At 61.7% G+C, this 24,739-nt stretch carries 17 protein-coding genes, 1 tRNA gene and 2 pseudogenes; 12 read left to right on the top strand and 8 right to left on the bottom strand.

Annotated features, from left to right (window positions below):
• Positions 1–3: 3 nt before the first annotated feature.
• A complete protein-coding gene (locus tag LAC81_RS01660; protein ID WP_223726456.1) occupies positions 4–915 on the top strand; it encodes an ABC transporter permease subunit in 912 nt (303 codons plus the stop codon).
• A 3-nt stretch (positions 916–918) separates the two neighbouring features.
• Entirely contained in the window at positions 919–1,737 is an 819-nt protein-coding gene (locus tag LAC81_RS01665; RefSeq protein ID WP_223726457.1) for an ABC transporter permease subunit, read from the top strand.
• Positions 1,738–1,825: 88 nt separating this feature from the next.
• Here the strand turns inward: LAC81_RS01665 and LAC81_RS01670 are convergent, their stop codons facing one another.
• A complete protein-coding gene (locus LAC81_RS01670; protein WP_419195835.1) occupies positions 1,826–3,649 on the bottom strand; it encodes an AsmA family protein in 1,824 nt (607 codons plus the stop codon).
• 185 nt (positions 3,650–3,834) lie between these two features.
• On the opposite strand from LAC81_RS01670, the gene LAC81_RS01675 reads away from it, so the two are divergent.
• A complete protein-coding gene (locus LAC81_RS01675; RefSeq protein ID WP_223726459.1) occupies positions 3,835–5,787 on the top strand; it encodes an acetoacetate--CoA ligase in 1,953 nt (650 codons plus the stop codon).
• 299 nt (positions 5,788–6,086) lie between these two features.
• Here LAC81_RS01675 and LAC81_RS01680 read toward each other — a convergent pair whose 3' ends face one another.
• Together LAC81_RS01680 and LAC81_RS01685 are read right to left on the bottom strand one after the other, a co-directional pair.
• Complete coding sequence (locus tag LAC81_RS01680; protein WP_223726460.1) at positions 6,087–7,769, bottom strand: ABC transporter permease; 1,683 nt, start codon at positions 7,767–7,769, stop codon at positions 6,087–6,089.
• A gap of 91 nt (positions 7,770–7,860) precedes the next feature.
• A complete protein-coding gene (locus LAC81_RS01685) occupies positions 7,861–11,538 on the bottom strand; it encodes a PAS domain S-box protein (RefSeq protein WP_223726461.1) in 3,678 nt (1,225 codons plus the stop codon).
• Positions 11,539–11,767: 229 nt separating this feature from the next.
• On the opposite strand from LAC81_RS01685, the gene LAC81_RS01690 reads away from it, so the two are divergent.
• On the top strand, positions 11,768–12,217 hold the full coding sequence (locus tag LAC81_RS01690; RefSeq protein WP_223726462.1) for a phasin: 450 nt from the start codon (positions 11,768–11,770) through the stop codon (positions 12,215–12,217).
• A 193-nt stretch (positions 12,218–12,410) separates the two neighbouring features.
• Positions 12,411–12,487: transfer RNA gene (locus LAC81_RS01695), tRNA-His, on the top strand.
• A gap of 64 nt (positions 12,488–12,551) precedes the next feature.
• On the opposite strand, the gene LAC81_RS01700 is transcribed toward LAC81_RS01695, so the two are convergent.
• Positions 12,552–12,752 (bottom strand): hypothetical protein, encoded by a 201-nt coding sequence (locus tag LAC81_RS01700; protein WP_223726463.1) that lies wholly within the window; start codon positions 12,750–12,752, stop codon positions 12,552–12,554.
• A gap of 346 nt (positions 12,753–13,098) precedes the next feature.
• Here LAC81_RS01700 and LAC81_RS01705 point away from each other — a divergent pair, with 346 nt between their 5' ends.
• Positions 13,099–14,862, top strand: a complete 1,764-nt coding sequence (locus LAC81_RS01705) for an adenylate/guanylate cyclase domain-containing protein (RefSeq protein WP_113536371.1) — start codon at positions 13,099–13,101, stop codon at positions 14,860–14,862.
• A gap of 24 nt (positions 14,863–14,886) precedes the next feature.
• On the opposite strand, the gene LAC81_RS01710 is transcribed toward LAC81_RS01705, so the two are convergent.
• Positions 14,887–15,768 carry a LysR family transcriptional regulator gene (locus LAC81_RS01710; protein WP_113536370.1) on the bottom strand — a complete coding sequence of 294 codons (882 nt, stop codon included), beginning with the start codon at positions 15,766–15,768 and terminating at the stop codon, positions 14,887–14,889.
• A gap of 128 nt (positions 15,769–15,896) precedes the next feature.
• Between LAC81_RS01710 and LAC81_RS01715 the strand changes: the two genes are divergently transcribed.
• From LAC81_RS01715 to LAC81_RS01725, 3 genes and pseudogenes are all read left to right on the top strand, one after another.
• Positions 15,897–17,393 carry a CoA-acylating methylmalonate-semialdehyde dehydrogenase gene (locus LAC81_RS01715; protein ID WP_113536369.1) on the top strand — a complete coding sequence of 499 codons (1,497 nt, stop codon included), beginning with the start codon at positions 15,897–15,899 and terminating at the stop codon, positions 17,391–17,393.
• A gap of 235 nt (positions 17,394–17,628) precedes the next feature.
• Positions 17,629–17,907, top strand: a pseudogene (locus LAC81_RS01720) (DUF898 family protein); the annotation flags it as partial.
• A pseudogene (locus tag LAC81_RS01725) lies at positions 17,906–18,181 on the top strand (M48 family metalloprotease); the annotation flags it as partial. The pseudogenes LAC81_RS01720 and LAC81_RS01725, both read left to right, overlap by 2 nt.
• 88 nt (positions 18,182–18,269) lie before the next feature.
• Here LAC81_RS01725 and LAC81_RS01730 read toward each other — a convergent pair.
• Positions 18,270–19,289, bottom strand: a complete 1,020-nt coding sequence (locus LAC81_RS01730) for a Fe(3+) ABC transporter substrate-binding protein (protein ID WP_419195836.1) — start codon at positions 19,287–19,289, stop codon at positions 18,270–18,272.
• Between the two features lie 213 nt (positions 19,290–19,502).
• Here LAC81_RS01730 and rirA point away from each other — a divergent pair, with 213 nt between their 5' ends.
• A complete protein-coding gene (gene rirA, locus LAC81_RS01735; RefSeq protein ID WP_113536750.1) occupies positions 19,503–19,967 on the top strand; it encodes an iron-responsive transcriptional regulator RirA in 465 nt (154 codons plus the stop codon).
• A 134-nt stretch (positions 19,968–20,101) separates the two neighbouring features.
• On the opposite strand, the gene LAC81_RS01740 is transcribed toward rirA, so the two are convergent.
• Both LAC81_RS01740 and LAC81_RS01745 read right to left on the bottom strand, forming a co-directional pair.
• On the bottom strand, positions 20,102–20,491 hold the full coding sequence (locus tag LAC81_RS01740; RefSeq protein WP_223726465.1) for a response regulator: 390 nt from the start codon (positions 20,489–20,491) through the stop codon (positions 20,102–20,104).
• Between the two features lie 73 nt (positions 20,492–20,564).
• Positions 20,565–21,278 (bottom strand): helix-turn-helix transcriptional regulator, encoded by a 714-nt coding sequence (locus LAC81_RS01745; RefSeq protein ID WP_223726466.1) that lies wholly within the window; start codon positions 21,276–21,278, stop codon positions 20,565–20,567.
• 649 nt (positions 21,279–21,927) lie between these two features.
• On the opposite strand from LAC81_RS01745, the gene LAC81_RS01750 reads away from it, so the two are divergent.
• Both LAC81_RS01750 and LAC81_RS01755 read left to right on the top strand, forming a co-directional pair.
• Positions 21,928–23,523, top strand: a complete 1,596-nt coding sequence (locus LAC81_RS01750) for an ABC transporter substrate-binding protein (protein WP_223726467.1) — start codon at positions 21,928–21,930, stop codon at positions 23,521–23,523.
• 203 nt (positions 23,524–23,726) lie between these two features.
• Positions 23,727–24,731: an ABC transporter permease subunit gene (locus LAC81_RS01755; RefSeq protein WP_077962292.1), complete on the top strand. Its 1,005-nt coding sequence runs from the start codon at positions 23,727–23,729 to the stop codon at positions 24,729–24,731.
• Positions 24,732–24,739: the final 8 nt, after the last annotated feature.

A 24,739-nucleotide genomic window follows, 5' to 3' on the forward strand; every position in this document is an offset into this window, starting at 1 on the left:
ACCATGACACGCGTCGCCTCCGCTCTCTTCAGCCGCCTCGTCATCATCATCCCCTATGCCTGGCTGCTGTTTTTCTTCCTGATCCCCTTCTTCATCGTCTTCCGTATCTCACTGTCGCAGACGGCAGTGGCGATGCCGCCCTATACGCCGGTCTTCGATCTCTTCGGCGGCCTGTCAGGGATCCTTGAAAAGGCGCGGGAGTTCTCGTTCGACAACTATGTCTGGCTGACGGAGGATGTCCTCTACTTCAACGCCTATGTGTCGAGCGTCATCATCGCGGCGGTTTCGACCGTGCTGACGCTGCTGATCGCGTATCCGGTCGCCTACGGCATGGCGAAGGCGCCGAAGACCATTCGGCCGACGCTCTTGATGCTGGTGATCCTGCCGTTCTGGACAAGCTTCCTGATCCGCGTCTACGCCTGGATCGCGATCCTGAAGCCCGAGGGTCTGCTCAACCAGTTCCTGATGAGCATCAACGTCATCGACCAGCCACTGATCATCCTCAACACCAATTGGGCGATCTATATCGGCATCGTCTATTCCTACCTGCCATTCATGGTGCTGCCGATCTACTCCTCACTGGAGAAGATGGACCACTCGCTGACCGAGGCGGCGCTCGATCTCGGCTGCACGCCGTTCACCGCCTTCTGGCGGGTGACATTCCCGCTGTCGCTGGCGGGCGTGGTCGCTGGCTGCCTGCTCGTCTTCATTCCTGCGGTCGGCGAGTTCGTCATCCCCGATCTGCTCGGCGGTTCGGAGACACTGATGATCGGCAAGACGCTTTGGAACGAGTTCAACGCCAACCGCGACTGGCCGGTATCGTCGGCCGTAGCGACGATCCTGTTGCTGATCCTGGTGCTGCCGATCGTCTATTTCCAGAACGCGCAGGCGAAAGCCGATGGCGAGGGGAGGTAGGTCATGGGCACCTGGTCACGTTTCAACATCGCCTCGATCGTTCTCGGCTTCGGGTTCCTGTACCTGCCGATCGTGCTTCTGATTATCTTCTCTTTCAACGAATCGAAGCTCGTCACGGTCTGGGCTGGCTTTTCGACCAAGTGGTACACGCAACTCTGGCACAATCAGGCGCTGCTCGATGCTGCCTGGGTGACGATCCGCGTCGCCTTGATCTCGGCAACCTGTGCAACCGTGCTTGGAACGCTCGCGGCACTCGCGCTCGTTCGCTACACGCGCTTTCGCGGCCGCATGCTGTTCTCCGGCATGGTCTATGCGCCACTCGTCATGCCCGAGGTGATCACCGGCCTGTCGCTGCTGCTGCTTTTCGTGGCCATCGGCCTCGACCGTGGCTTCTGGACGATCACGCTGGCACACATCACCTTCACCATGTGCTTCGTTGCTGTGGTCGTGCAGTCGCGGCTCCTGAGCTTCGACCGGTCGATCGAGGAGGCGGCACTCGATCTCGGGGCGACCCCGGTTGCGACCTTCTTTGCGATCACCTTGCCGGTCATTGCGCCGGCGGTGTTTTCCGGCTGGGTGCTGGCCTTCACCTTGTCGCTGGATGATCTCGTGATCTCGAGCTTCACGACCGGACCGGGTGCAACCACGCTGCCGATGAAGATCTACAGCCAGGTGCGGCTTGGCGTGACGCCGGAAATCAACGCGATCTGCACGATCCTCATCGGTGTCGTCGCGATCGGGGTGGTCGTCGCCTCGCTCGTCACCAAGCAGCGCGAGGCACAGCGTGAGCGTGACGAACGGGCCGCATTTGCCCAATCCTGAACCGAAGCGGCTCTGCACCTGGTGTAAGGCTGCTTTGCGTTCTTAATGATTTTCAAGCCAACGGCCGGCGTCCCTGACGCCGGCCGTTTCAGTTGGGCTCGCCGAGCACCGATAGCGGCGAGATCACAGCGTTTGGCCAAGAGCCGCCGACGAAGAAGCGCAGCCTCTGTCCGGCATTGAACGTATCGATGAAGGTGCCGGCGAGCGCGAGGCTGCCGCTGCGATAGGGGATGACGCCGTTGACCGAAAGGCTGCCGGTCTGGCCGGTGAAGAGCGCCTGGTTCAGCCGCGCCGACCCCTGGCCGAAGCTGGCTTCGATGTCTGCCGTCTGGAAAGAGAAGCTGCCATCGCTCGCCTGAGCCAGCGAGAAGAACTCGCCCGCCCTCACCAGGTCCGCGAAGGCGTTTGCGTCAAAACCGGTAAGGCTGCCGTTGGCAAGCGAGAGCCTGATGCGGCCCGAAGCCTCGGCGGCCTGCTCGGTCCAGAACGGACGATCAGTCACCAGATCGAAATTGACGTTGCCTCGGCCGGTTGGGATCGGTCCGGTAAATCCGAAATCCGCAAGTGCCGCCGCGAGGTCGGCATTCTTCAGCACAAGCTCCAGCTTGCCGCCTTTCGCCAATCCCGCTTCCGAAACGGCGATCCGGCCGCTGAGCCGGCCATTGGCATAGGTGCTGTCGGCGATGTCGATGGAGGCGCGCCCATGGTCGATGATGATGCCGGCGGCCAGGTCCATCAGCCGCAACGGACCGACCAGGGCTTCCTGCGCCGACAGGCGGACATCGGCACGCCAGGTCCGCACGAAAACGTCGCGAAGCTGCTTTGCAATGTCGTCGGGTTCCGACGGCAACTGGTCAATGATCGGTTGCAAGCCGTTGAGTGCAATGCGGTCGAAGGCGAGCGTGCCTTCTATCCGAGGCGTGTCGTTCGCAGGCATCGAGATGTCGAGAACACCGGTCGCGTTGGCGCCGCCCAGGGCCACCTGCAGCTCGTCGAATTTCAGCGAGCGGTCGCTGGTCGTGACACTGGCACTGAGGTTGAGGCTGCTGTCGGGCAGGGCAGGGTCGGACTTCCCCTGATACCATGCGACAAGCGTTTGCAGGGATGCGGTCGAAAGCTGGAGCCGGCCCGAATTGATCGGCTTCTGTGACAGGCTGCCGATGCCCTCGAATGAAAGGTTCAGCGGAGTAGAGGCCAGCGATGTCCTGAGTGTCGTATCGCGGCCGGCAAGCAGCGCCAGCGGTTCGTTGCAGTCGAGCGTCCAGCTCACCAGCTGACCGCCAAGGCTGCCCGAGAGCTGCGCGCTCAGGCGTTCGGAGAAAGACGGCCACTTGACCGTGCCGGATATGCCGGAAAATTCATGCGTTCGATTGGTGATGAGATCGATGACCTGCAGGCGTCCGTTTTCGACCGTGACGTCACCGAAGGGGGTATCGTCGCCGGAGGCCGGCTTCCCAGTTGTATCCAGCCAGTGTGGGCGTTGCCAGTTGAGCGTGCCATCCGTCCGCCTTTCCAGCGTCACGACCGGCTCGATCAGGCGGATGTCCTCGAGCTCAGGGTCGCCATCGATGGCGGAAAGCAGGCTGAAGGAGGCAGTGATGCTGCCGATATGCGCGAGCTTGCGCGCAGTGCCGTCCGCGGTCTCGATCGTCGCCGAACGCAGGGTGAGGGTCGGGTGTGGCCAGAAGCGGATCTCGGGCTTGCCTTCGATGCGAGCTTTCCCGCCGGACCAGGCGTCGAGCATGTGCTCCATCGTCGGGCGCACATCGGTGGTCGAAATCAGCAGGGGCAGGGCGGCATTGTAGCCCACGGCAAGCCCGACGCCGATCGCGGCGGGCCAAAGGAAATGACGGCGCCGCAGCCGCGACCACAGGCGTGCGTCGCGCATCGTATGCAGGAAATTCCGTATCATGTCTGCCTGGTCGCCGTCGCTTGGATCACGCATGTTGGATAGGCCTTCGGTCCTCAGAAATCAAATGCGACAGACAGGAAACAGACAGGTAAATGTCGCCAGCGCGATGCCGATGCGACCGCGGGTGCTGTTTATTTTGCGATGCAGCATGGTATAGAGGGCGTGGAGCAGGAGTGGAGGAAAGCATGCAAGCAGAGCAGCCGTTGTGGGTTCCGAGTCCCGAAATCCGTGAACACAGCCCCATGGCCGAATTCATCGCCTGGTGCAGCGAACGCTTCGGCCTGACCTTTGCGGATTATGACGCGTTCCATGCCTGGTCGGTGGCCGAGCGCGGCGATTTCTGGACTGCTGTCTGGGACCATTGCGGCGTCATCGGCGAACGCGGCGTGACGGCCCTCGCCAACGGCGGCCGGATGCTCGACGCGCGCTTCTTCCTCGAAGCAAAACTGAACTTCGCCGAAAACCTGCTTCGCGAAACCGGTAGTGGCGACGCGCTCGTCTTCCGTGGCGAGGACAAGGTCAGCTACCGTTGGTCCTGGGATGACTTGCGCGCCCTGGTCTCGCGCCTGCAGCAGGCGCTGAAGGCACTGGATATCGGTCCCGGCGACCGTGTCGCGGCAATGATGCCGAACATGCCGGAAACCATCGCGCTGATGCTGGCGACAGCCTCGATCGGAGCGATCTGGTCGTCGTGCTCGCCCGATTTCGGCGAACAGGGGGTTCTCGACCGGTTCGGCCAGATCGCGCCGAAGCTGTTTATCGCCTGCGACGGCTACTGGTATAACGGCAAGCGCCAGGACGTCGATGCGAAGGTGCGCGCGGTCTCGGCAAGCCTGGCCGTGCCCGCACTGATCATACCCTATGCCGGCGACAGTGCAGCACTTGCAGCCTCGATCACCGGCGGCACGACCCTCGGAGATTTCATCGCGCCCTTCGAGGCGAAAGCGCTCACCTTCGAACGGCTGCCGTTCAGCCATCCGCTCTATGTGCTGTTTTCATCGGGCACGACGGGTGTTCCCAAGTGTATCGTTCATTCGGCCGGCGGCACCCTGCTGCAGCACCTGAAGGAACACCGTTTTCACTGCGGTCTTCGCCGTGGCGAAAAGCTCTTCTACTTCACCACCTGCGGCTGGATGATGTGGAACTGGCTGGTCTCGGGCCTCGCGGTCGGCGCCACGCTCTGCCTCTTTGACGGCTCGCCCTTTTATCCCGACGGTAACGTGCTCTTCGACTATGCTGCTGCCGAGAAGTTTGCCGTTTTCGGCACGTCGGCCAAGTATATCGATGCGGTTCGCAAGGGTGGCTTCGTGCCGGCGAAAACCCATGACCTCGCGACCCTCAGGCTGCTTACCTCCACCGGTTCGCCCTTGTCGCCGGAAGGCTTCTCCTTCGTCTATGAAGGCATCAAGTCGGACGTCCAGCTCGCTTCGATCTCCGGCGGCACGGATATCGTCTCCTGTTTCGTGCTCGGCAATCCCCTGAAGCCGGTCTGGCGCGGCGAGATCCAGGGGCCCGGCCTCGGATTGGCGATCGACGTCTGGAATGATGAGGGGCAGTCCGTGCGCGGTGAAAAGGGTGAGCTCGTCTGCACCAAGGCGTTTCCCTCGATGCCGGTGATGTTCTGGAACGACCCGGACGGCGCCAAGTATCGCGCCGCCTATTTCGAGCGCTTCGACAACGTCTGGTGCCATGGCGACTTTGCCGAATGGACTGAACATGGCGGTATCGTCATTCACGGCCGGTCCGACGCGACGTTGAACCCGGGCGGCGTGCGCATCGGCACCGCGGAGATCTACAATCAGGTCGAGCAGATGGAGGAGGTCGTCGAGGCCCTCTGCATCGGGCAGGACTGGGAAGACGATGTGCGCGTCGTTCTGTTCGTCCGCCTTGCATCTGGCGTCGCGCTCACCGATGATCTGACGAAGGCGATCAAGAACCGCATCCGCATCGGCGCGTCGCCGCGCCACGTGCCGGCGAAGGTGATTGCGGTCACCGATATTCCCCGCACCAAGTCGGGCAAGATCGTCGAACTCGCCGTTCGTGATGTCGTCCACGGCCGTCCGGTGAAGAACAAGGAGGCGCTCGCCAACCCCGAAGCGCTCGACCTTTTTGCCGGGCTCGAGGCCCTTAAGAATTGAGGGCGCGTTAACTTCTTGGCGCTCCCGGAATTAACCAAGCCTTCAGACTTGCTGAAAAATCACTAAAATTGCGGAGTCGCCTGGTAAGGTCTTGTTAAGAATTGGGGGCGCATGGTCATGTCAACTTGAGGCCGGTCGATGTAGTTCGGCGCTTGGCAGCGATGCCGCCGCTGACATGATGTCATCCCTTCTCGAGCACTTGTTGGTTTAGCATTCGACTATCGAGGTGGCCTCCCAGCCACCTTTTTTTTGTGCCGTTGCTGCCGTCGGAAGAGAGCGGAGCAGGCCTCGCCAGTCGATCAGGATCGCCCTTCGAGGGACCGCGAAACGGCGATGACCGGGATCATGCCGGCGATGACGATGATCATCGCGGCAACCGAGGCATCCTCGACCTTCGCCCGCGACGCGTCCTCGTAGACGAGGGTGGCGAGCGTGTTGAAGTTGAAGGGGCGCAGCATGATTGTCGCCGAAAGCTCCTTCATCGTTTCGATGAAGACGAGCAACGCCGCCGTCAGAACGGCGGGACGCATCATTGGCAGGAGCACGGTGCGCAAGGTCTGTCCGCCCGTGCGCCCGAGGGCGCGTGCGGCCATGTCGAGATGCGGTGAGAGCTTCTGGAAGCCGGCTTCGAGCGAACCTTCCGCCATGGTGAGGAAGCGCACGCTGCAGGCATAGATGATGGCAAAGCCCGTACCAGTCATCATCAGGCCGGTCGAAATGCCGAAGGTCTCCCGCATGCCGGCGTCGATCGCATTGTCGAGGGCGGCGAGCGGAAAGAGCACGCCGATCGCCAGCACCGTGCCGGGCACACCGTAGCCGAAGGAGGCGAGCCGCCCGGCCGTGTCGGATACCCTTGAATGCCCGGTGCGGGCCGCATAGGCCAGCACGAAGCCGAGCAGCACCGTGACCATTGCCGTCGCGCCCGAAACCAGGATGCTGTGGAAGAGCGCGTTCAGAAGACGAGGCTCCACGAACTGGTCGATCCGCTTCAGCGCAAAGTTCCCGAGGATGAAGAATGGAACCGCAAAACCGGAGAGCACGGGCAGCAGGCAGGCGAACGTTGCCGCCCATTTCTTCCACCCGGTGAGGGACAGCCGGACGGCGTCATGCACGGCTGAGGTTGTCTTCTGGCTCGAAAAGCGCTGGCGGCGGCGTGCGGCCCGCTCGATCATCATCAGGCCGATGACGAAGACCAGCATAATGCAGGCGATCTGTGCGGCGCCCGCGAGACTGCCGCGATTGAGCCAGGTATCGAAAATCGAGAAGGTCAGCGTCTGCACGCCGAGGAATTCGACGGCGCCGATGTCGTTGAGGGTCTCCATCGCAACCAGCGTCAGGCCGATCATGATCGCCGGACGGGCCATCGGGATCTGGATGCGGAAGAACACTTTGAGCGGCCCGGCGCCGAGCGTGCGCGCGACATCTGCAGCCGCCCGTCCCTGCATCAGGAACATCGAGCGGCAGGCGAGATAGATGTAGGGGTAGAGCACCGAGCTCAGCACCAGCACCGCGCCGCCGAGCGAGCGGATATCCGGAAACCAGTAGTCGCGGCTCGTCTTGAAGCCGAAGATGACGCGGATCAGGCTCTGCACCGGTCCGGTAAATGTGAAGAGCTCGCCGAAGGCATAGGCCGCAAGATAGGCGGGAATGGCGAGCGGCAGCACCAGCGCTGCGGACAAGAAACGGCGCAGCGGAAACTCGCAGCTCGCCACCAGCCAGGCGGTCAGGATGCCGATGATTGCCGTGACGGTACCGGTGAGCGAAACCAGCAGCAGCGTTCGCCCGGTCGCCCGCGGAATGACGTTCTCCATGAGATGCGACCAGTTGCCGCCCCCGCCTGATACGGCGAGCCACGCGATCGCGATGATCGGCATCAGCACGATCACCGACGTCAGGCCGGCCCAGGTCGCCAGGAGTGGATGGGAAAGACCGGTTCCTGCACGTGCAAGACGCCGCTTTGTGCTCTGAGTGGTGGACTGCAATCGATCGATTCCGAAGCGAGACGGCAGGAAAGCCAACCGGCGGCCAGCAAACTGGCCGCCGCAAGTCAACATTTCCTTATAACATCCGGTCTCAGTTCGCCAAGACGCGTTGTGACGGGAAGGAGATTTCCACCAGCGTACCTTCGTTCGGCGCGGAGGTGATCGAGAAGTGCGCCCGGTTCGCTTCCGCCATCGCCTTGGTCAGCGGTAGACCGAGCCCAGTGCCGTCGCCGCGCTTGCGCGCGCCCGTCGTCACCTGCCGGAAAGGCTTCATCGCCTGGTCCAGCTCGCTTCGCGTCATGCCGACGCCGGTGTCGCGGATCCTCAGAATCACGCTGCCGTTCGCCTCGTAGGAGGTCGAGACGACGATTTGCCCGCCCGAGGGCGTGAAGCGGATGGCGTTGGCGAGGATGTTGAGCGCGATCTGCTTGATCGACCGACCATCGGCGACGACGTTCGGCACGGCTGCCGAAAGCGAAGTGCGGATGATGACGCGCTGGCTGTTGGCTTGCGGCTGGACGAGAGACACGGCCTCTGAAACCGCATCGTTGATCTCGACGGCGCCGAAATCCAGCTCCATCTCGCCGGCTTCGATCTTCGAGATATCCAGGAGATCGTTGACGATATCGAGCACGTGGCGACCGGATCGGCCGATATCGCCGGCATATTCGATATAGCGCGGGTGACCGACCGGACCGAAATGCTCGCTTGCCATCATGTCGGAAAAGCCGATGATCGCGTTGAGCGGCGTGCGGATCTCGTGGCTGACGCGCGCGAGGAACTCGGTCTTGTGGGCGTTTGCCGTCTCCGCTGCGCGCTTGGCGTTGCGGAGTTCTTCCTCCGTCCGCTTCCACTGGGTGATGTCGCGGATCACGGCGCAGAAGCCGTTCGATGCGGAAAGCCTGCCGATGGTCATGAACAGCGGAATGAAGCCGCCATTGGCTTCCCGCCCGATCACCTCGCGACCGTCGTTCAACACGCTTGCCACGCCATGGCCGGAAAGGCCGTGCAGGTAGTCGATGACGGCCTTCTGGCTCTCATGGGCAAAGAGTGCCGCAAACGGCTTGCCGCGGATCTCGCCCTCGTCATAGTTGAAAAGCGCACTCGCCGAACGGTTCACCGAGCGGATATCGCCGTCATGGCCGAGAACGACCACGCCGTCGGTGGCCGTTTCCAAAATGGACTTGAGTTCGTCGATTTCCGTCTTCAGGCGGTCGACCTGTTCGCCAGCTGCGAGCGCTTCGTCATCCTTGGCCGGTTGGGCGTTTGGTACGCTTGCCGGGGTCAGTGCCAGCATCAGCGCGCTCTTGCCGTCCCAGCGGATCGAGTGCAGCCGGGCGGTGACCGGTCGCAACTGGCCGTCCTTGCGGATCAGCGTCAGCGTGCCGTCGGGCTCGCCGTCGATTGCTTCCTCGCCGTTGGCAAAAAGCGCATCTATGCCGCCTTCCTGGGCGAACGCGTCGAGATCGCCGTAGGCCGTGAGCCGCAGGAACTCCGGATTGGCGTGCAGCAATTGATCGCCGCGATGGACGAGCATGCCGATCGGCAGGCTGTCGAGGATCTCGCCGCTGAGACCGATATCGGCCGTTTGCTGCTGGACGTCGCTCTCGCTGGCGTCGCCGGCGTGTCCGTGTGTCTCCGCGTCAGGCTTGGTTTCGCCTTCGCTTGCCTCGACACGCGCTGCGTCTTCAATCTCCGGCTCACCCAACGGGAGCTGCTGCGAAGCGGTGCCGTCGCTTTCGCTCGGTGGAAGGGGCTCGGCCGTTGCATTGACTGTTTCGCCGCTTTCCGGCGCGGCTTCTTCCTCTTCAGCCGGTTTACCGAAATCGCCAAGTTGCCGGGCGATCTCCCGAAAAGCCGCCTGTTCGCCACGTGTCAGCCCGCTCGCCGCGCGGCGCTGGTCGAGTTCGATGACCTTGTCGGAGGTTCGCCTGCCCGGCGTCTCGACGACGCGCAGGGCCGGACGTTCGCCCTGGAAGGAATCCGTGGAGGAGGCGGGCTCTTCGGCAACGCCTTCTTCCGTCGGAAGGTCGGCGGAAGCTTCCGGCACGGATGAGAACAGCGGCAGGTCCTCGGGTTCGGCCGCGTTGCCTTCACCCGCGACAGGCTCCGCCGCGGCGGCGGGCGGCGCTTCTTCCTGCACCGGCGCTTCGTCCGCAACCCGGCTTTCGCCCTCTACCTCTCCGGTTGGACCTTCGCTCTCACCCTGTTGCGGCAGTGGCGTATCCACGGCGTCGCTCGCGAGCGCGTTTGCCGCGGCGCGGGGGCCGAGTGCCAGGCCGTTGGCATTTTCGTCCTCGACGGCATCGGCAAGGCGCACGATGCCGAAACCGCGGAAGCCGTCGAATTCGCGCGAGCGGGAATAGGTGGGTAAAGCCGCAAGATCGACTGGAACCTTGAGGCTAGTGCCTTCAACCGGCCAGAAGATCGTCTTGCCGGACCAGGTGTCGCGACGCTGCAGCAGCGTGCCGATCTTGTGGTCGCGGTCGAGATCGTAGCGCGCCGCAACATCGGTGAAGCTCGCGCCGATCACATCGGCCGAGCGCGGGCCGACCGCGGTCGCGAATTCCTCGGAGATTTCGCTGAAGCGCCCCTCGGCATCGATCTTCCAGACGAAACGCACTGCACGACCGCCGGGCGTGAAGACGAAATCTGCCTGCTCCGCGAGAGCCGTGTCCTGTTCGCCGATTTCGCTCGCCTCTCCTTCTGCCTGGACCTCCGCCTCCTCGGGGACAGCGGCTTCGGCGGCTGTCTCTGTGGTCTCGACGTTCAAGTCTTCGCCGTCGCCCTTGTCCTCGGACGGCGCAATTATCGCCTCATTGGTGGTGCTGGACGGTTCCGGTTCGGCGACGACGGCCTCTGCAATGCCGGCTTCGTCGGTGACCTCGGCGATGTCGGCCCGTGGCTCAAGGGCCGATGCCTCCGGATCGTCGGCCGTTTCGAATGGCTCGTCGGGCGCAAGGCTTGCTGCCGGTTCGTCGCCAATTTCGTCAGTTGCCAGTTCGGTGTCGATCTCGCTTTCGTCCGGATGCTGATCCTCGACGGGCGGCAGCACCGGGATCTGCTCGGCAGCAGGAGAAACTTCCTCGGGATCGAGGGTGCCGAGAATGGTCTCGACGGCAAAGAGCAGATGCAGCGACGGGTCATCGGCAATCTTGCCGACGGCTGCCGGCAGATGCCCCTTGCGGGTGGCAACCGGGCGCTTGATCAGCCAGTCGTGGTCGCGCGAGACGGCGACGATGAGTTGCTTGCGGGTCTCGTCCGACATGCCAAGATCGGGGAAGCCCGGTGAATGCGCGACGATGGCGCCTTCGCCATCGAGCACCGCCATGTGAGTGTCGGGACCGTCAAGCCCGGCAATCATGCGCGCGGCCCGATCCTCAATCGAAAGCGGTGCGCCCGCATGCGGCGCGGTAAAGAGCACGGCGTCCTCATCCGGCCGAACGCGGATCATCTCGACGGCGACATTGAGCGGCGTTCCGCGGAAGCCTGAGTACTTGCGGATCGAAAGCTGGCGGCGGTCGCCGACGCGCACGAGCTGCGCGGCTGCAGCGCGTAGCTGGCGCAGCGAAATATCGTTCTGTTCCGGCCCTGCATCGATGAAGTCATAGATCGACGCGGCGCCGAAGAAAGCGGCGCCCTGATCGTTGGCCCAGAGAATGCGTGCGAAATCCCGCGAAAACAGGATCGCCGCATCGCCGCGCGCGAAATGCTCCCGCACCCGTGCATGCACGGCGATATCGATGAAGGGATACTGTCTCGCGGGCATGGACTGGCCTATTGACGGATCACTTACGGGTTAACACTCTATTAATACCCGGCGGACCCGCGAGGGTCCAGCGACGCCCGAAGCTTCGCCACGGCTTTCATCGCGCAAGGTTAATGCTCGGGTTTTTGTGCGCTGCACAATTTTATTGCAATGCACAAGGAACTCGACTATATAGGGCGCATCAAGCAACGGCGCCTCAGAAGAGGGCCTGACACCAAGGAGCGCTTTCATGGCTACCAAGAAGACCGACGACGTATTTTCCCTTTCCTCGTTCGACCCGGCGAAGTTCACCGACAGCTTCCGCGATTTCGCGGAAAAGGGTGCCGTCCAGTCGAAGGAAGCCTATGCCAAGATGAAGACCGCCGCCGAAGAGGCGACGAAGACCGTCGAAGCCACGCTTGAAAGCGCTCAGACCGGCACCGTCGAACTCGGCCTCAAGGCGATCGATGCGCTGCGCACCAATGCTGAAAACTCGCTCTCGCACATGGAAGCGCTGCTTGGCGTGAAGTCGCTCTCCGAACTCGTCGAACTGCAGACTGGCTTCATCCGCAAGCAGGCCGAGCTCGCCGTCGAGCAGGCCAAGACGATGCAGGAAGCCACCAAGAAGGTAGCCGAGAACGTCACAAAGCCGGGCAAGGAAGCTGCCGAAAAGGCAATGTCGTCCTTCAAGAAGGTCTAACTCGACCGATCGCAGCCGCAGGCTGGCGGCGACAGATCGCTGTTGCCCCTGGGACCGACGGGTGCGCCGAAATTCAAGAAGACCGGATGGGTTGCCATCCGGTCTTTTTGCAGGATAATCTCAAGTTAAGGCTTGCAATGCGACGGAAGTCTCCGTATGTGAGCCGCCAAGCGACACACAAGTCGCTAGCAGTGCGGTTGTAGCTCAGTTGGTTAGAGCGCAGGTTTGTGGCACCTGAGGTCGTAGGTTCGATTCCCACCAACCGTACCATTTCTTCCCTATCTCATTGATGTCAGGCATTTTGCCAAACCATCGGCGCGAACCACGCGCGCTCTCAAAACAGTTTGGCCATCGCCCTCAAGGCCACCGCGTCCTCTACGCCGTTCTGGTAGAGCTCGATCAAGCGCACTGCCAGCGCCGTCGCCTCAGATGAGCGGCGCGGCAGGTTTCTCTCTCGTATCGCATGCTTGAAGACGTCTTCGATCTTGATGAATTCACCCGGCAGGATTGGCCGGCCCGTAACAGCGACAAGCATCGTTCCATCCTCCTTCCTCGAATCCGAGTGCGAAGCGTCTGCAGGGCGGGCCATCTGTTGGTTGCCGCCGTCTGCAGTCATCGCACGGGGTTCTCCCATCGAGCAGAAACGCCGAGACACTGCGCTCTGTTCCTGCCGCTCCGATACCCATATCGGGCTATTCGCCCCGGCTGGCAGCCGCATGACAGTCAGTCCGGCTGCGCGAACTCTCCATGGCGCGGAGCGAAGGGACCGCCCATTCTCCTCGGGTGTGAAGACTGCTGCCGGCTGCCTTCAGTCTGAATAGACATCAGGGCCATCCATCGGTAAAATTTCGAGAAGGGATTCTCGGAAGGCGCCGCAATCCATGGCCAACGAATCCATCATGCGCAGGCTCGCCGCCATCCTGGCTGCTGACGTCGTCGGCTACAGCCGGCTGATGGAGCGTGACGAGAAGAATACCTACAGACAGCTTATGGCACGATGGAAAGAGGTGCTGGAGCCGCTTGTCGCCACCCATCGGGGGCGGGTCTTCAAGACGACGGGCGACGGCGTGCTCGTCGAGTTTTCCAGCGCCGTCAATGCCGTCGAATGTGCCGCAGCACTCCAGCGGGCCATGACGGCTGCAAACAGGGACGTTCCGGCGGAACAGGCGATCGTGCTGCGCGTCGGGGTCAACATGGGCGACATCATGGTCGCCGACAGCGACCTTTATGGCGATGGCGTCAACGTCGCGGCGCGGATCGAAGCGCTCGCCAGACCCGGCGGCGTGGCGATTTCGGACGGGGTGCACGAATATGTGCAGGGCCGCATCGACCTCGATTTCATCGATAGCGGCCACCATGAAGTCAAGAATATCGAACGCCCGGTGCACATCTGGAGCTGGTCGCCGGACGAATATGCAGATGTGCCCGTGAGGGTTGTTCCCGAGGCGCCGCCGCAGATCCCGAGTCGGCCCTCCATCGCCGTGCTGCCGTTCGACAACATGTCCGGCGATCCGGAACAGGGCTACTTTGCCGACGGCATCACCGAGGACATCATCACAGACCTTTCGAAAGTCTCCGGTCTCTTCGTCATCGCCCGCAATTCCTCCTTCGCCTACAAGGGCAAGTCGCCGGATATCCGTCAGGTGAGCCGCGATCTCGGCGTTCGCTACGTGCTTGAAGGCAGCGTGCGCCGCGCCGCCAACCGCATCCGCATCAACGCCCAGATGATTGACGGCACGACGGGCGGCCATCTCTGGGCCGAGCGCTACGACCGCGGCATCGAAGACATCTTCGAAGTTCAGGACGAAGTGACCCGCACCATCGTCACCGCGCTGAAAGTGAAGCTGACGGCCGGCGAGGAAGAGCGACGCGAGAGCCGCAACAAGGTCGATCCGCAAGCCTATGACATGCTCGTGCGGTCGCGACAGGCCATTCTGCGGTTCGAGGCTGCCTCATCTGCCGACGCACGCAACATGCTGCAGCGTGCCATCGCCATCGATCCGGGTTTGGCCGCAGCCTACGCCTCCCTCTCGATCATTGCACTTACGGATTACATCAATCGGTGGAACGGCGGCACCGTCGACAACGTCGCGCGGGCCTTGGAGCTGGCACAGAAGGCCGTCGATATCGATGACAACGAGCCACATGGCTATCACGCGCTCTCGCTCGCGCTCTGCTGGCAGAGGAGTTTCGATGAAGCCGAGCGGGCAGCGCAGCGGGTGATCGAACTCGACCCCAATTCCGCAAGCGGGCACACCGCGCTCGGTACGATCAGGGATTTCCAGGGGCAGTTCGAAGCCGCGCTGCCGTTCTACACCCGGGCCCATAGGCTTGACCCGCAGTTCGACCTTTCGCTGCATTTTCTGGGGCGGACGCTGCTCAATCTCGGCCGGTTCGATGAGGCGGAGATTGCTTTCAAGCGGCGTCTGACGCTGGCGCCGCGATCGGACATGACGCGGTTTTATCTCGCCTGCCTCTATGGTCGAACCGGGCGGCATGAGGATGCGCGACGCTACTGGCACGAGGTATTCGAGGTTAACCCGGATTTCTCGATCGAGCACCTCAAGCGGGCCATGCCCTATCGTGATCCCGGCGTGCTCGGCCGGCTCGCCGATGGTTTGCGGGACGCCGGCATCTCCCTCTAGCCACCAGCTTTCGAAACCTGTCTGTCAGACGAAAATCTGGTGTTCTGCCGTCACCAGTTCCTGCAGGAAGGCAACCACGGTGCGCACGCGAACGAGGTCGCGGGCGCTTTCGTGATAGGTCGTCCAGTAGGCGCGGCGGATGGTCGTCTCCGGGAGGATGCGCTGGAGTTCCGGTGTGTGGCGGGCGATGTAGTTGTGCAGGATGCCGATGCCGGCGCTGGAACGCACCGCTTCCGTCTGCCCGGTGGCGCTGGAGATCTCGAAGGAGGCATCCCAGCTTCGCATGATCTCCGCGGAAAAATTCAGCGACGGGGTGAAGATAAGGTCTTCGACATAGCCGATGCGGCGATGCTCCCTGAGATCGTCGATCGTTTGCGGCGTGCCATGTTTCTCAAGATAGGCCGACGAGGCATAAAGGCCGAGGGTGTAATCGGTAAGCTTCGAGGAGACGAGGCGTCCCTGTTCCGGGCGCTCGATGGTGATCGCGATGTCGGCCTCGCGCTGCGACAGCGAGAAGGAGCGCGGCACCGGCACCAGCTGCAGTTTTAGTTCCGGATAGCGGGCCGTCAGCCGCCCAAGGCGTGGCGCCAGGAAGGAAACACCAAAACCGTCGGGCGCGCCGATGCGGACGGTGCCGGCGATCGCCGTGTCGATCCGGCCGATCTGCGACTGCGCCGCCAGCATCTCGGTCTCCATCCGTTCGGCTGCCGCCAGGAAGATCTCTCCTTCAGCCGTCAATTCGCAGCCGTTCGGCCGGCGCACGAGAAGCCGCGTTTTCAGTGTTTCCTCAAGCGCCGTCACCCGGCGGCTGAGGGTGGCATGGTTGACGCCAAGCCGTTTTGACGCCGCAAGGATCTGTCCGGTGCGCGCCACGGCTAGAAACATTCTGACATCGTCCCAGTTCATAGTGTCGAGACCTCGGTCTGCAGCCGTGGACTTTGATTTTTGCACAACGGTTGCTGAATATCGGAAATTGATTTGTTGAAATCGTAGTGCGATCATGCCGCCACAATCAAGGTCTGGAGGAACCAACCATGTACGAAATCGGTCATTTCATCGATGGCAAGCGCGTTGCCGGCACCAGCGGCCGCGTGAGCAACATCTTCAATCCGGCAACCGGCGAAGTGCAGGGCACGGTCGCGCTCGCCAGCGACGCGGAGCTGGCGGCAGCGGTCGCAAGCGCCAAGGCGGCGCAGCCGAAGTGGGCTGCCACCAACCCGCAGCGCCGCGCTCGCGTCTTCATGAAGTTCGTGGAACTCCTGAACACGCACATGAACGAGCTTGCCGAGATCCTCTCGCGCGAACACGGCAAGACTGTCGAAGACGCCAAGGGTGACCTCGTCCGCGGCCTGGAAGTCTGCGAATTCGTCATCGGCATTCCGCATCTGCAGAAGAGCGAATTCACCGAAGGTGCCGGCCCGGGCATCGACATGTACTCAATCCGCCAGGCCGTCGGCGTCGGCGCCGGCATCACGCCGTTCAACTTCCCGGCGATGATCCCGATGTGGATGTTTGCTCCGGCGATCGCCTGCGGCAACGCCTTCATCCTGAAGCCGTCCGAGCGTGACCCGTCGGTTCCGATCCGCCTCGCTGAACTGATGATCGAAGCCGGCCTGCCGGCCGGCATCCTCAACGTCGTCAACGGGGACAAGGGCGCGGTCGACGCCATCCTCACCCACCCGGATATTGCCGCCGTTTCCTTCGTCGGCTCGACGCCGATCGCCCGCTACGTCTATGGCACGGCGGCGATGAACGGCAAGCGCGCCCAGTGCTTCGGCGGCGCCAAGAACCACATGATCATCATGCCCGACGCCGATCTCGACCAGGCCGCCAACGCGCTGATGGGCGCCGGCTACGGTTCGGCCGGCGAGCGCTGCATGGCGATCTCGGTTGCCGTACCGGTCGGTGAAGAAACGGCCAACCGCCTGATCCAGAAGCTGACCCCGATGGTCGAAAGCTTGCGCATCGGCCCATACACCGACGAAAAGGCCGACATGGGCCCGGTTGTCACCAAGGAAGCCGAACAGCGCATCCGGAGCCTGATCGACAGTGGTGTCGAGCAGGGCGCGAAACTCGTGGTCGACGGCCGCGATTTCAAGCTCCAGGGCTATGAAAACGGCCACTTCATCGGCGGCTGCCTGTTCGACCATGTCACGCCCGACATGGACATCTACAAGACGGAAATCTTCGGACCGGTTCTCTCGGTCGTTCGCGCCAAGAACTACGAGGAAGCCCTCGACCTGCCGATGAAGCACGAATACGGCAACGGCGTTGCGATCTACACCCGCGACGGCGACGCTGCCCGCGACTTCGCATCGCGCATCAACATCGGCATGGTCGGAGTCAACGTTCCGATCCCGGTTCCGCTCGCCTACCATTCCTTCGGCGGCTGGAAGTCCTCGTCCTTCGGCGATCTCAACCAGCACGGCACGGACTCGATCAAGTTCTGGACCCGTACGAAGACCATCACCGAGCGCTGGCCCTCGGGCATCAAGGACGGTGCCGAGTTCGTCATGCCGACGATGAAGTAACGGGACACGATATATCCTCCCGCCTCGGGGCCTCCTTCGGGAGGCCCTTTTTTGTTGCATTCGGCGATACGACACAACTAATTTGCGAGTCGTGGGCAAGGGTCGTGAATTGACCGCTGCTCCAACGGCAGCTTGGTGGGCGGGGGCGCACCAGACGAATTGTGTTGGATCATGTGCAGCCGGAGTGCCGTTGCGGCGCGGCCGGTGTACGAAGAGTGGTCAGAGGGGGACCATCATGGTCGTGTCTGAAACGACGGCGCTTGAAGCAGCACCGACGCGCGATGTGTCGATCGATTTTCACCGTTTCTCGTTCATGGGGAGCGGCAAGGAATACTTCGGCATCTGGATCGTCAACGTGTTTTTGACGATCGTCACGGTTGGCATTTATTCCGCCTGGGCGAAGGTTCGGCGCAATAGGTATTTTTACGGAAATACGGTTCTGCTCGGTCGAGCCTTTGAATACCATGCCAAAGGCAAGCAGATCCTGATCGGGCGGGTAATCGTTTTCGGCTATCGGTTCGGGTGTCGAGGATGTCCTGGTACAGGGCGCCGGTCTGCTTTCGCTATCCTATTCGCGCGGTGCTGAAAGTGCCGCAGACAGGCACTCGGTCGAGCTGATGCAGACGGCAGGGCGAGACCCGACGGCCGCTGCGCGCTTTTTCGACCTGTTCGAAGACAAGCTCGGCGCTCGCGGCAGCACCAACATCCTGTCGACCCATCCCGGTACGCCGGAACGACGCCAGGCGATCCTCGATTACGCTGCGGAGTTGCGCGCCAAGGCGCAGTAACCTCTGGCGCTTGCCGCGCACGCGGCATCTCGAAACGAAAACAGCGGGCCTTGGCCCGCTGTTCCTGTCTTGTGATCCGGCTTGTTGATCAGTCCTGCGGACCGTCGTTGTAGCCGACCTTGTCGACCAGTTCCGAAGCCTTCTTGCGGTTCGCCGCGATATCCGCGAGCGGCAGTTCGTCCGGCTTGATCGTGCCGAAGGACTTCACGACATCAGACGGTTCGGCGCCCGGCAGGACCGGATACTCGAATACCTGCTCGGCGTAGATCTTCTGGGCTTCGCCTTCCGACAGATATTCCATCAGCTTCAGCGCGTTGTCCTTGTTCGGAGCATTCTTGGCGAGCGCCATGCCCGAGATGTTGACGTGCGTGCCGCGATCCTTCGCATTGGGGAAGAGCACCTTGATGGCGGCCGCCCATTCCTTCTGTTCGGGCTCCTTCTCGTTGGTCATCATCAGACCGACATAGTAGGTGTTGCCGAGTGCCAGATCGCATTCGCCGGCGAGGATCGCCTTGGCCTGGTCGCGGTCGCCGCCATCCGGCTTCTTCGCGAGATTGTTCTTGAGGCCCGTCAGCCACTTCTCGGTCTCGGCTTCGCCGTGGTGGGCGATCATCGAGGCGAACAAGCCGATATTGTAGGAGTGCTGGCCGTCACGCGTGCAGATCTTGCCCTTCCACTTCGGATCGGCAAGTTCCTCATAGGTGATGTCGTCCTGGGTAACGCGCTCCTTGGAAGCATAGACGACGCGGCCGCGGGTGGTGAGGCCGAACCAGTTGCCCTCAGGATCGCGGAAGTGCGCCGGGATGTCCTTGTTGATCGTCTCGTTGACGACCGGCTGCGTGACGCCCGCGTCCTTGGCTTCGGTCAGGCGGCTGATGTCGACGGTCAGGATAACGTCGGCCGGCGAGTTTGCGCCTTCGGCCTGGATGCGCTCCACGAGGCCCTTGTCGAGGAAGAGCACGTTGGTGGTGATGCCGGTTTCCTTGGTGAAGGCGTCGAGCAACGGTTTGATCAGATCGGGCTGCCGATAGGAGTAGATATTGACTTCACCATCTGCCCAGGCGGCGCTCGTCGTAAGCAGGGTTGCCGTCAGGGACAAAACGCCCATCGCGGCTCTTGAAACGGACATCGCTTCCTCCATTTTCTTGTTTGCGTTAAGTTAACAAAATCGCTCATCTTTCTGACCGCAGCGCCGTAAACAGTCAATCGGGAAACGGTTAATGCTCAAGAAGAAGTGATTTTTCGAGCTTTTTGGAATTGTTCCAAACTACGATCCGTCCTATATGATGAACTCGTGAACCTCTCGATGCCGGAGTGAATGATGCGTCTGACGAAGCAAACGAACTACGCGGTTCGCATGTTGATGTACTGCGCCGCCAACGGAGAAAAGCTCAGCCGCATTCCCGAAATCGCCAGGGCCTACGGCGTTTCGGAGTTGTTTCTCTTCAAGATTTTGCAGCCGCTGACCAAGGCTGGCCTGGTCGAGACGGTTCGTGGCCGCAACGGCGGCGTCCGTCTGCCGAAGCCGGCATCGGCCATCACGCTGTTTGATGTCGTCAGGGTCACGGAAGACAGCTTCGCGATGGCTGAGTGCTTTGAGGCGGGCGAAATCGATTGTCCGCTCGTCGACAGCTGCGGCTTGAACGCGGCGCTCCGCAAGGCGCTCAACGCCTTCTTCGAAGTGCTTCAAGGTTACACGATCGACGACCTCGTCAAGGCGCGTCCGCAGATCAACTTCCTGCTCGGCCTCGAAGAGACCAAGCGTCCGCAGACGACGGCCGCCTGACAATCCCGGACCCACTGCATGTCGCCTTGAATCGACCGCGATTTAAGGACAGAAACATGCAGCAAATCAAAGTGCTACGGCGACCTTTGCGCGTCCGACAGGACGCGCGGCGCCGTAGCGGAGATCGCTGGCATTCACGCCTGCGGCAGATATTCCCGCAATATGAAATCGATCGCGGTCGGGTCGATTTCCGCCTTGTCGATACGGAAATCGGCGCCGTACTCCTCCAGATTCTGAAAATAGGCATCGGCCAGCGACGCCGAAATCACCCCGATCGGTCCGATGTAGCCCTGGTGCCGGAGCGCCGGTACCGTCTCGCGGAAATCGAGTTGCGGCTGAAGGCGGTTGTCCAGCAGGATCATCGACACCGGCTTGCCCGAGCGCAAGAACGCAAGCGCGCCTTCCATCGTCTGGCAATAGTGCAGCTCGATCTCGATGTTGCTTACCTTGCGGATCAGCGCACGCAGGATCAGGTTCTCCGTCGGATCGTCGTCAACGAGCAGGATGTGAGCTTTTCGCGTCATGACCGATACCCTTGCTGATTTGCAGGCGTCCTGTTCATTGGGCGTGGCGTCATGGGATGCCACGCATCGGCTGTCACTGGATGATCTGTTCCCGGATCGCTTTCGCCACCATCTGAGTGCGATTGACGACGTCGAGTTTCTTCAGGATCGTGGCGGTGTGAGAATTCACTGTGTGCTCCGACACGGAAACGATGAGGGCGATCTCGCTTGCCGTCTTGCCGTGCGAGATCCATTTGAGGATTTCGGTCTCGCGTGGCGTCAGGCCCATTCCGGCCTTGTTGGCCAGCGCGATGCGGTGGAAGTAGTCGAAGGCTGAGACCGCGTCGTAGGCAACTTCGACATGTTCGGCGCGGCTGATGTCGTCGCCATCGCCGAGAAAGAGAACGGCGTAGCGCGCACCGGTCGCGGCCGCATGCACGGGCACGCTGAGAAGCAGATCGAAGCCGAGTTGCACGAGCAAATTCTGGCCGTTGCCGAACCCAGGGTCGTCCGTCCGCCAGACGGAGGAAATCGCCGACCTGTGCAGCGTCTTGTAGAAAAGCGAGTCACCGAAGCGGTGGCGCTTGTCGTACTCCTCCGCAAGCCCCGACGGGAGGTCGTGCAGCACCAGACGGGTGGAAAGCATGCAGGCATCGTTCTCGTTGCCGAGCTGCAGAATGCCGAAATGGCTGAAGCCGAACCGGAGCGCCATGGTGTGGAAGATGCGAAAGAAGTCGACGCGGTTCAGCGCTTTCTCGAGCTCGTCGCGAAGATCGTACCGCCTGTGATTTTCCAGCAAAGCCGCCACGGAATGGCTATCCCCCTGTCGTCGCGCGGCAGTCTATCCGACACACCGGAGCGATCAACCGGCCAAGATCGGCGCCGGCATTGCTGGCAGCAAAGGTCATACCCGTCCCTCGGCAACCCAGCCGCAAGACGGCGAATTGCGAAAGGCGGCTGCCGGTCCCTCCCAAGGACGTCTGGGCACGTCGATTGTCTCCCCCGAATTTTGTATACATTTTATTGCACAATCCCGCTGGTGATTTCTACCGTAGTATCTTGGGATTGACGGAAACCTGTCGGGGCCGAATCGCAGGCCCGTGCGGTCAATGTTCACATATTTCTCCAGCCAACCATTCACGCTAGAACGTGAACGGGCATCCGGGGCGATCGAAGCCCCGCTGGAGGTACTGACAGCGCGTGTGACAAACCTCGCGGAAGCAGCCGGAAAGCCTTCGTTCGAAGCTGTCGCGGCGCATTGATTCGTCAGTCAATTCTAAAACAGTGGACAGCTATCCCGGCTCTACTTGCGGGTGAATTTTTCGCATGGACAAATTTATGCGGCGACTTATTGCAATGCGACGCCAAATGTCGTTCCATCCGGCCTTGACCGGGGGGCAACGGCATTCCGCGTCAGGAAAACACGAGAACAAAAACAAATCTGGGAAGCAAAGCTCATGAAAAAGCTCACTACTCTCTTTGCAGCGACGGCGCTTGCCACGCTGATGGCCGGCTCTGCCTGGTCGAAGACGTTCGTCTATTGCTCGGAAGGTTCGCCTGAGGGTTTTGACCCGGGCCTGTACACCGCCGGCACGACGTTCGACGCGGCTGCGCACACGGTCTACAACCGCCTGCTCGAGTTCAAGAAGGGCACGACCGAAGTCGAGCCGGGCCTCGCCGAGAGCTGGACCATCTCCGACGACGGTCTTGTGTACACCTTCAAGCTGCGTCCGGGCGTCAAGTTCCAGACGACCGAGTTCTTCACGCCGACCCGCGAGCTCACCGCCGATGACGTGGTGTTCTCTTATGAGCGCCAGCTGAAGGCTGATAACCCGTGGAACAAGTACATCACCGGCACTTCGTGGGAATATGCCGCCGGCATGGGCTTCCCGGAAGTCATCAAGTCGGTCGAGAAGGTTGACGACCTGACGGTCAAGTTCACCCTGACGCGCAAGGAAGCTCCGTTCCTCGCCAACATCGCGATGCCGTTCGCTTCGATCCTGTCGAAGGAATATGCCGACAAGCTGCAGGCCGAGGGCAAGATGGAACAGATGAACCAGATGCCGCTCGGCACCGGTCCGTTTGCTTTCGTCGCCTACCAGCAGGATGCGGTCATCCGCTACAAGGCAAACCCGGATTACTGGGGTGGCAAGCAGAAGATCGATGACCTCGTCTTCGCAATCACCACCGACGCTTCGGTCCGCTACCAGAAGCTGCAGGCCGGCGAATGCCACCTGATGCCGTTCCCGAACGCTGCCGACGTCTCGAAGATGAAGGCTGACCCGAACCTGAAGGTGATGGAACAGGCTGGACTCAACGTCTCCTACCTCGCCTACAACACGACCCAGGCTCCGTTCGACAAGCCGGAAGTGCGCAAGGCGCTGAACAAGGCAATCAACAAGCAGGCAATCGTCGATGCCGTCTTCCAGGGCGCAGCCCAGCCGGCTGTCAACCCGATCCCGCCGACGATGTGGTCGTACAACGACAAGATCGAAGACGACACCTACGAGCCTGAAGTCGCCAAGAAGATGCTTGAAGACGCAGGCGTCAAGGACCTGTCGATGAAGCTCTGGGCGATGCCGGTATCGCGTCCGTACATGCTGAACGCTCGCCGTGCAGCTGAACTGATGCAGTCGGACTTCGCCAAGATCGGCGTCAAGGTCGAGATCGTCTCCTACGAATGGGCCGAATACCTCGACAAGTCCAAGGCCAAGGATCGTGACGGTGCCGTCATCCTCGGCTGGACCGGCGACAACGGCGACCCGGACAACTTCCTCGACACGCTTCTCGGCTGCAACGCTGTCGGCGGCAACAACCGTGCACAGTGGTGCAACCAGGAATTCGACGCTCTCGTGAAGAAGGCGAAGGAAACCTCTGATCCCGCAGAGCGCACCAAGCTCTACGAAGAGGCGCAGGTCGTCTTCAAGCGCGAAGCGCCGTGGGCGACGATCGACCACTCGCTCTCGGTCGTGCCGATGCGCAAGAACGTCGAGGGCTTCGTTCAGAGCCCGCTTGGCGATTTTGCCTTCGACGGCGTGGACATCACCGAGTAATTTAGTTAACTGATCCTTAAGGGGGCGTTTGCCGAAGGCAAGCGCCCCTCTTTGCATCCACTATAGCGACCCGAGCTCCATCTGGAGCGCAAAAGGTCGCTGTGGCATTTCGACTTGCTGCACGCTTCGCCGTTGAGTGGGAAAGCATGCAGTGGTGCCAGCGGCGGGATACAATGCCGCGGCAACATGGCGCGGGGTTTAAAATGTTCCGATTTCTCTTGGGGCGACTGGCTGTCCTGATTCCGACTTTCGTCGGGGTCTCCATCATCGCCTTCTCCTTCATTCGCCTTCTTCCGGGCGATCCGGTCGCGCTGCTTTCGGGCGAGCGCGTAATGTCGCCGGAGCGACATGCGGAAATCTCACACGCACTCGGCTTCGACCGGCCGATCGTGGTGCAATACCTCGATTACCTCTGGGGCGTGCTCCATGGTGATTTCGGCACCTCGATCGTGACCAAGAAGCCGGTCATCGACCAGTTCTTCGATCTGTTCCCGGCGACCGTCGAGCTTTCGCTCTGCGCGATCCTGTTTGCGGTCATCCTCGGCATTCCTGCCGGCGTCATCGCTGCGATCAAGCGCGGTTCGGCCGTCGACCAGGCGATGATGGGAACCGCTCTCGTCGGCTTCTCCATGCCGATCTTCTGGTGGGGCCTACTGCTCATCATGCTGGTTTCCGGCATGCTGCAGTGGACGCCGGTCTCGGGTCGCATCTCGCTGATGTACTTCTTCCCGCCGGTCACGGGCTTCATGCTGGTGGACTCGCTGTTGTCGGGTCAGGCGGGCGCGTTCAAGTCGGCGGTCAGTCACCTGATCCTTCCGACGATCGTTCTCGGCACCATTCCGCTTGCGGTCATTGCGCGCCAGACACGCTCGGCGATGCTGGAAGTTCTCTCCGAAGATTACGTGCGCACGGCGCGCGCCAAGGGGCTTTCGACCTTCCGGGTCGTCGGCGTCCATGCGCTGCGCAACGCGATGATCCCGGTGGTCACGACCATCGGCCTGCAGGTGGGTGTCATGCTCGCCGGCGCGATCCTGACCGAAACGATCTTCTCCTGGCCGGGCATCGGCAAGTGGATGGTGGATTCGGTATCGCGTCGCGACTACGCCGTTATCCAGGGTGGCCTCCTGGTCATCGCCGCGGTGATCATGCTGGTCAACCTCATTGTCGACCTGCTCTACGGTCTCATCAATCCGCGCATCAGGCACTAGGAGGGCGT

It is taken from the genome of Ensifer adhaerens, assembly GCF_020035535.1.
Taxonomy (GTDB): Bacteria; Pseudomonadota; Alphaproteobacteria; order Rhizobiales; family Rhizobiaceae; genus Ensifer.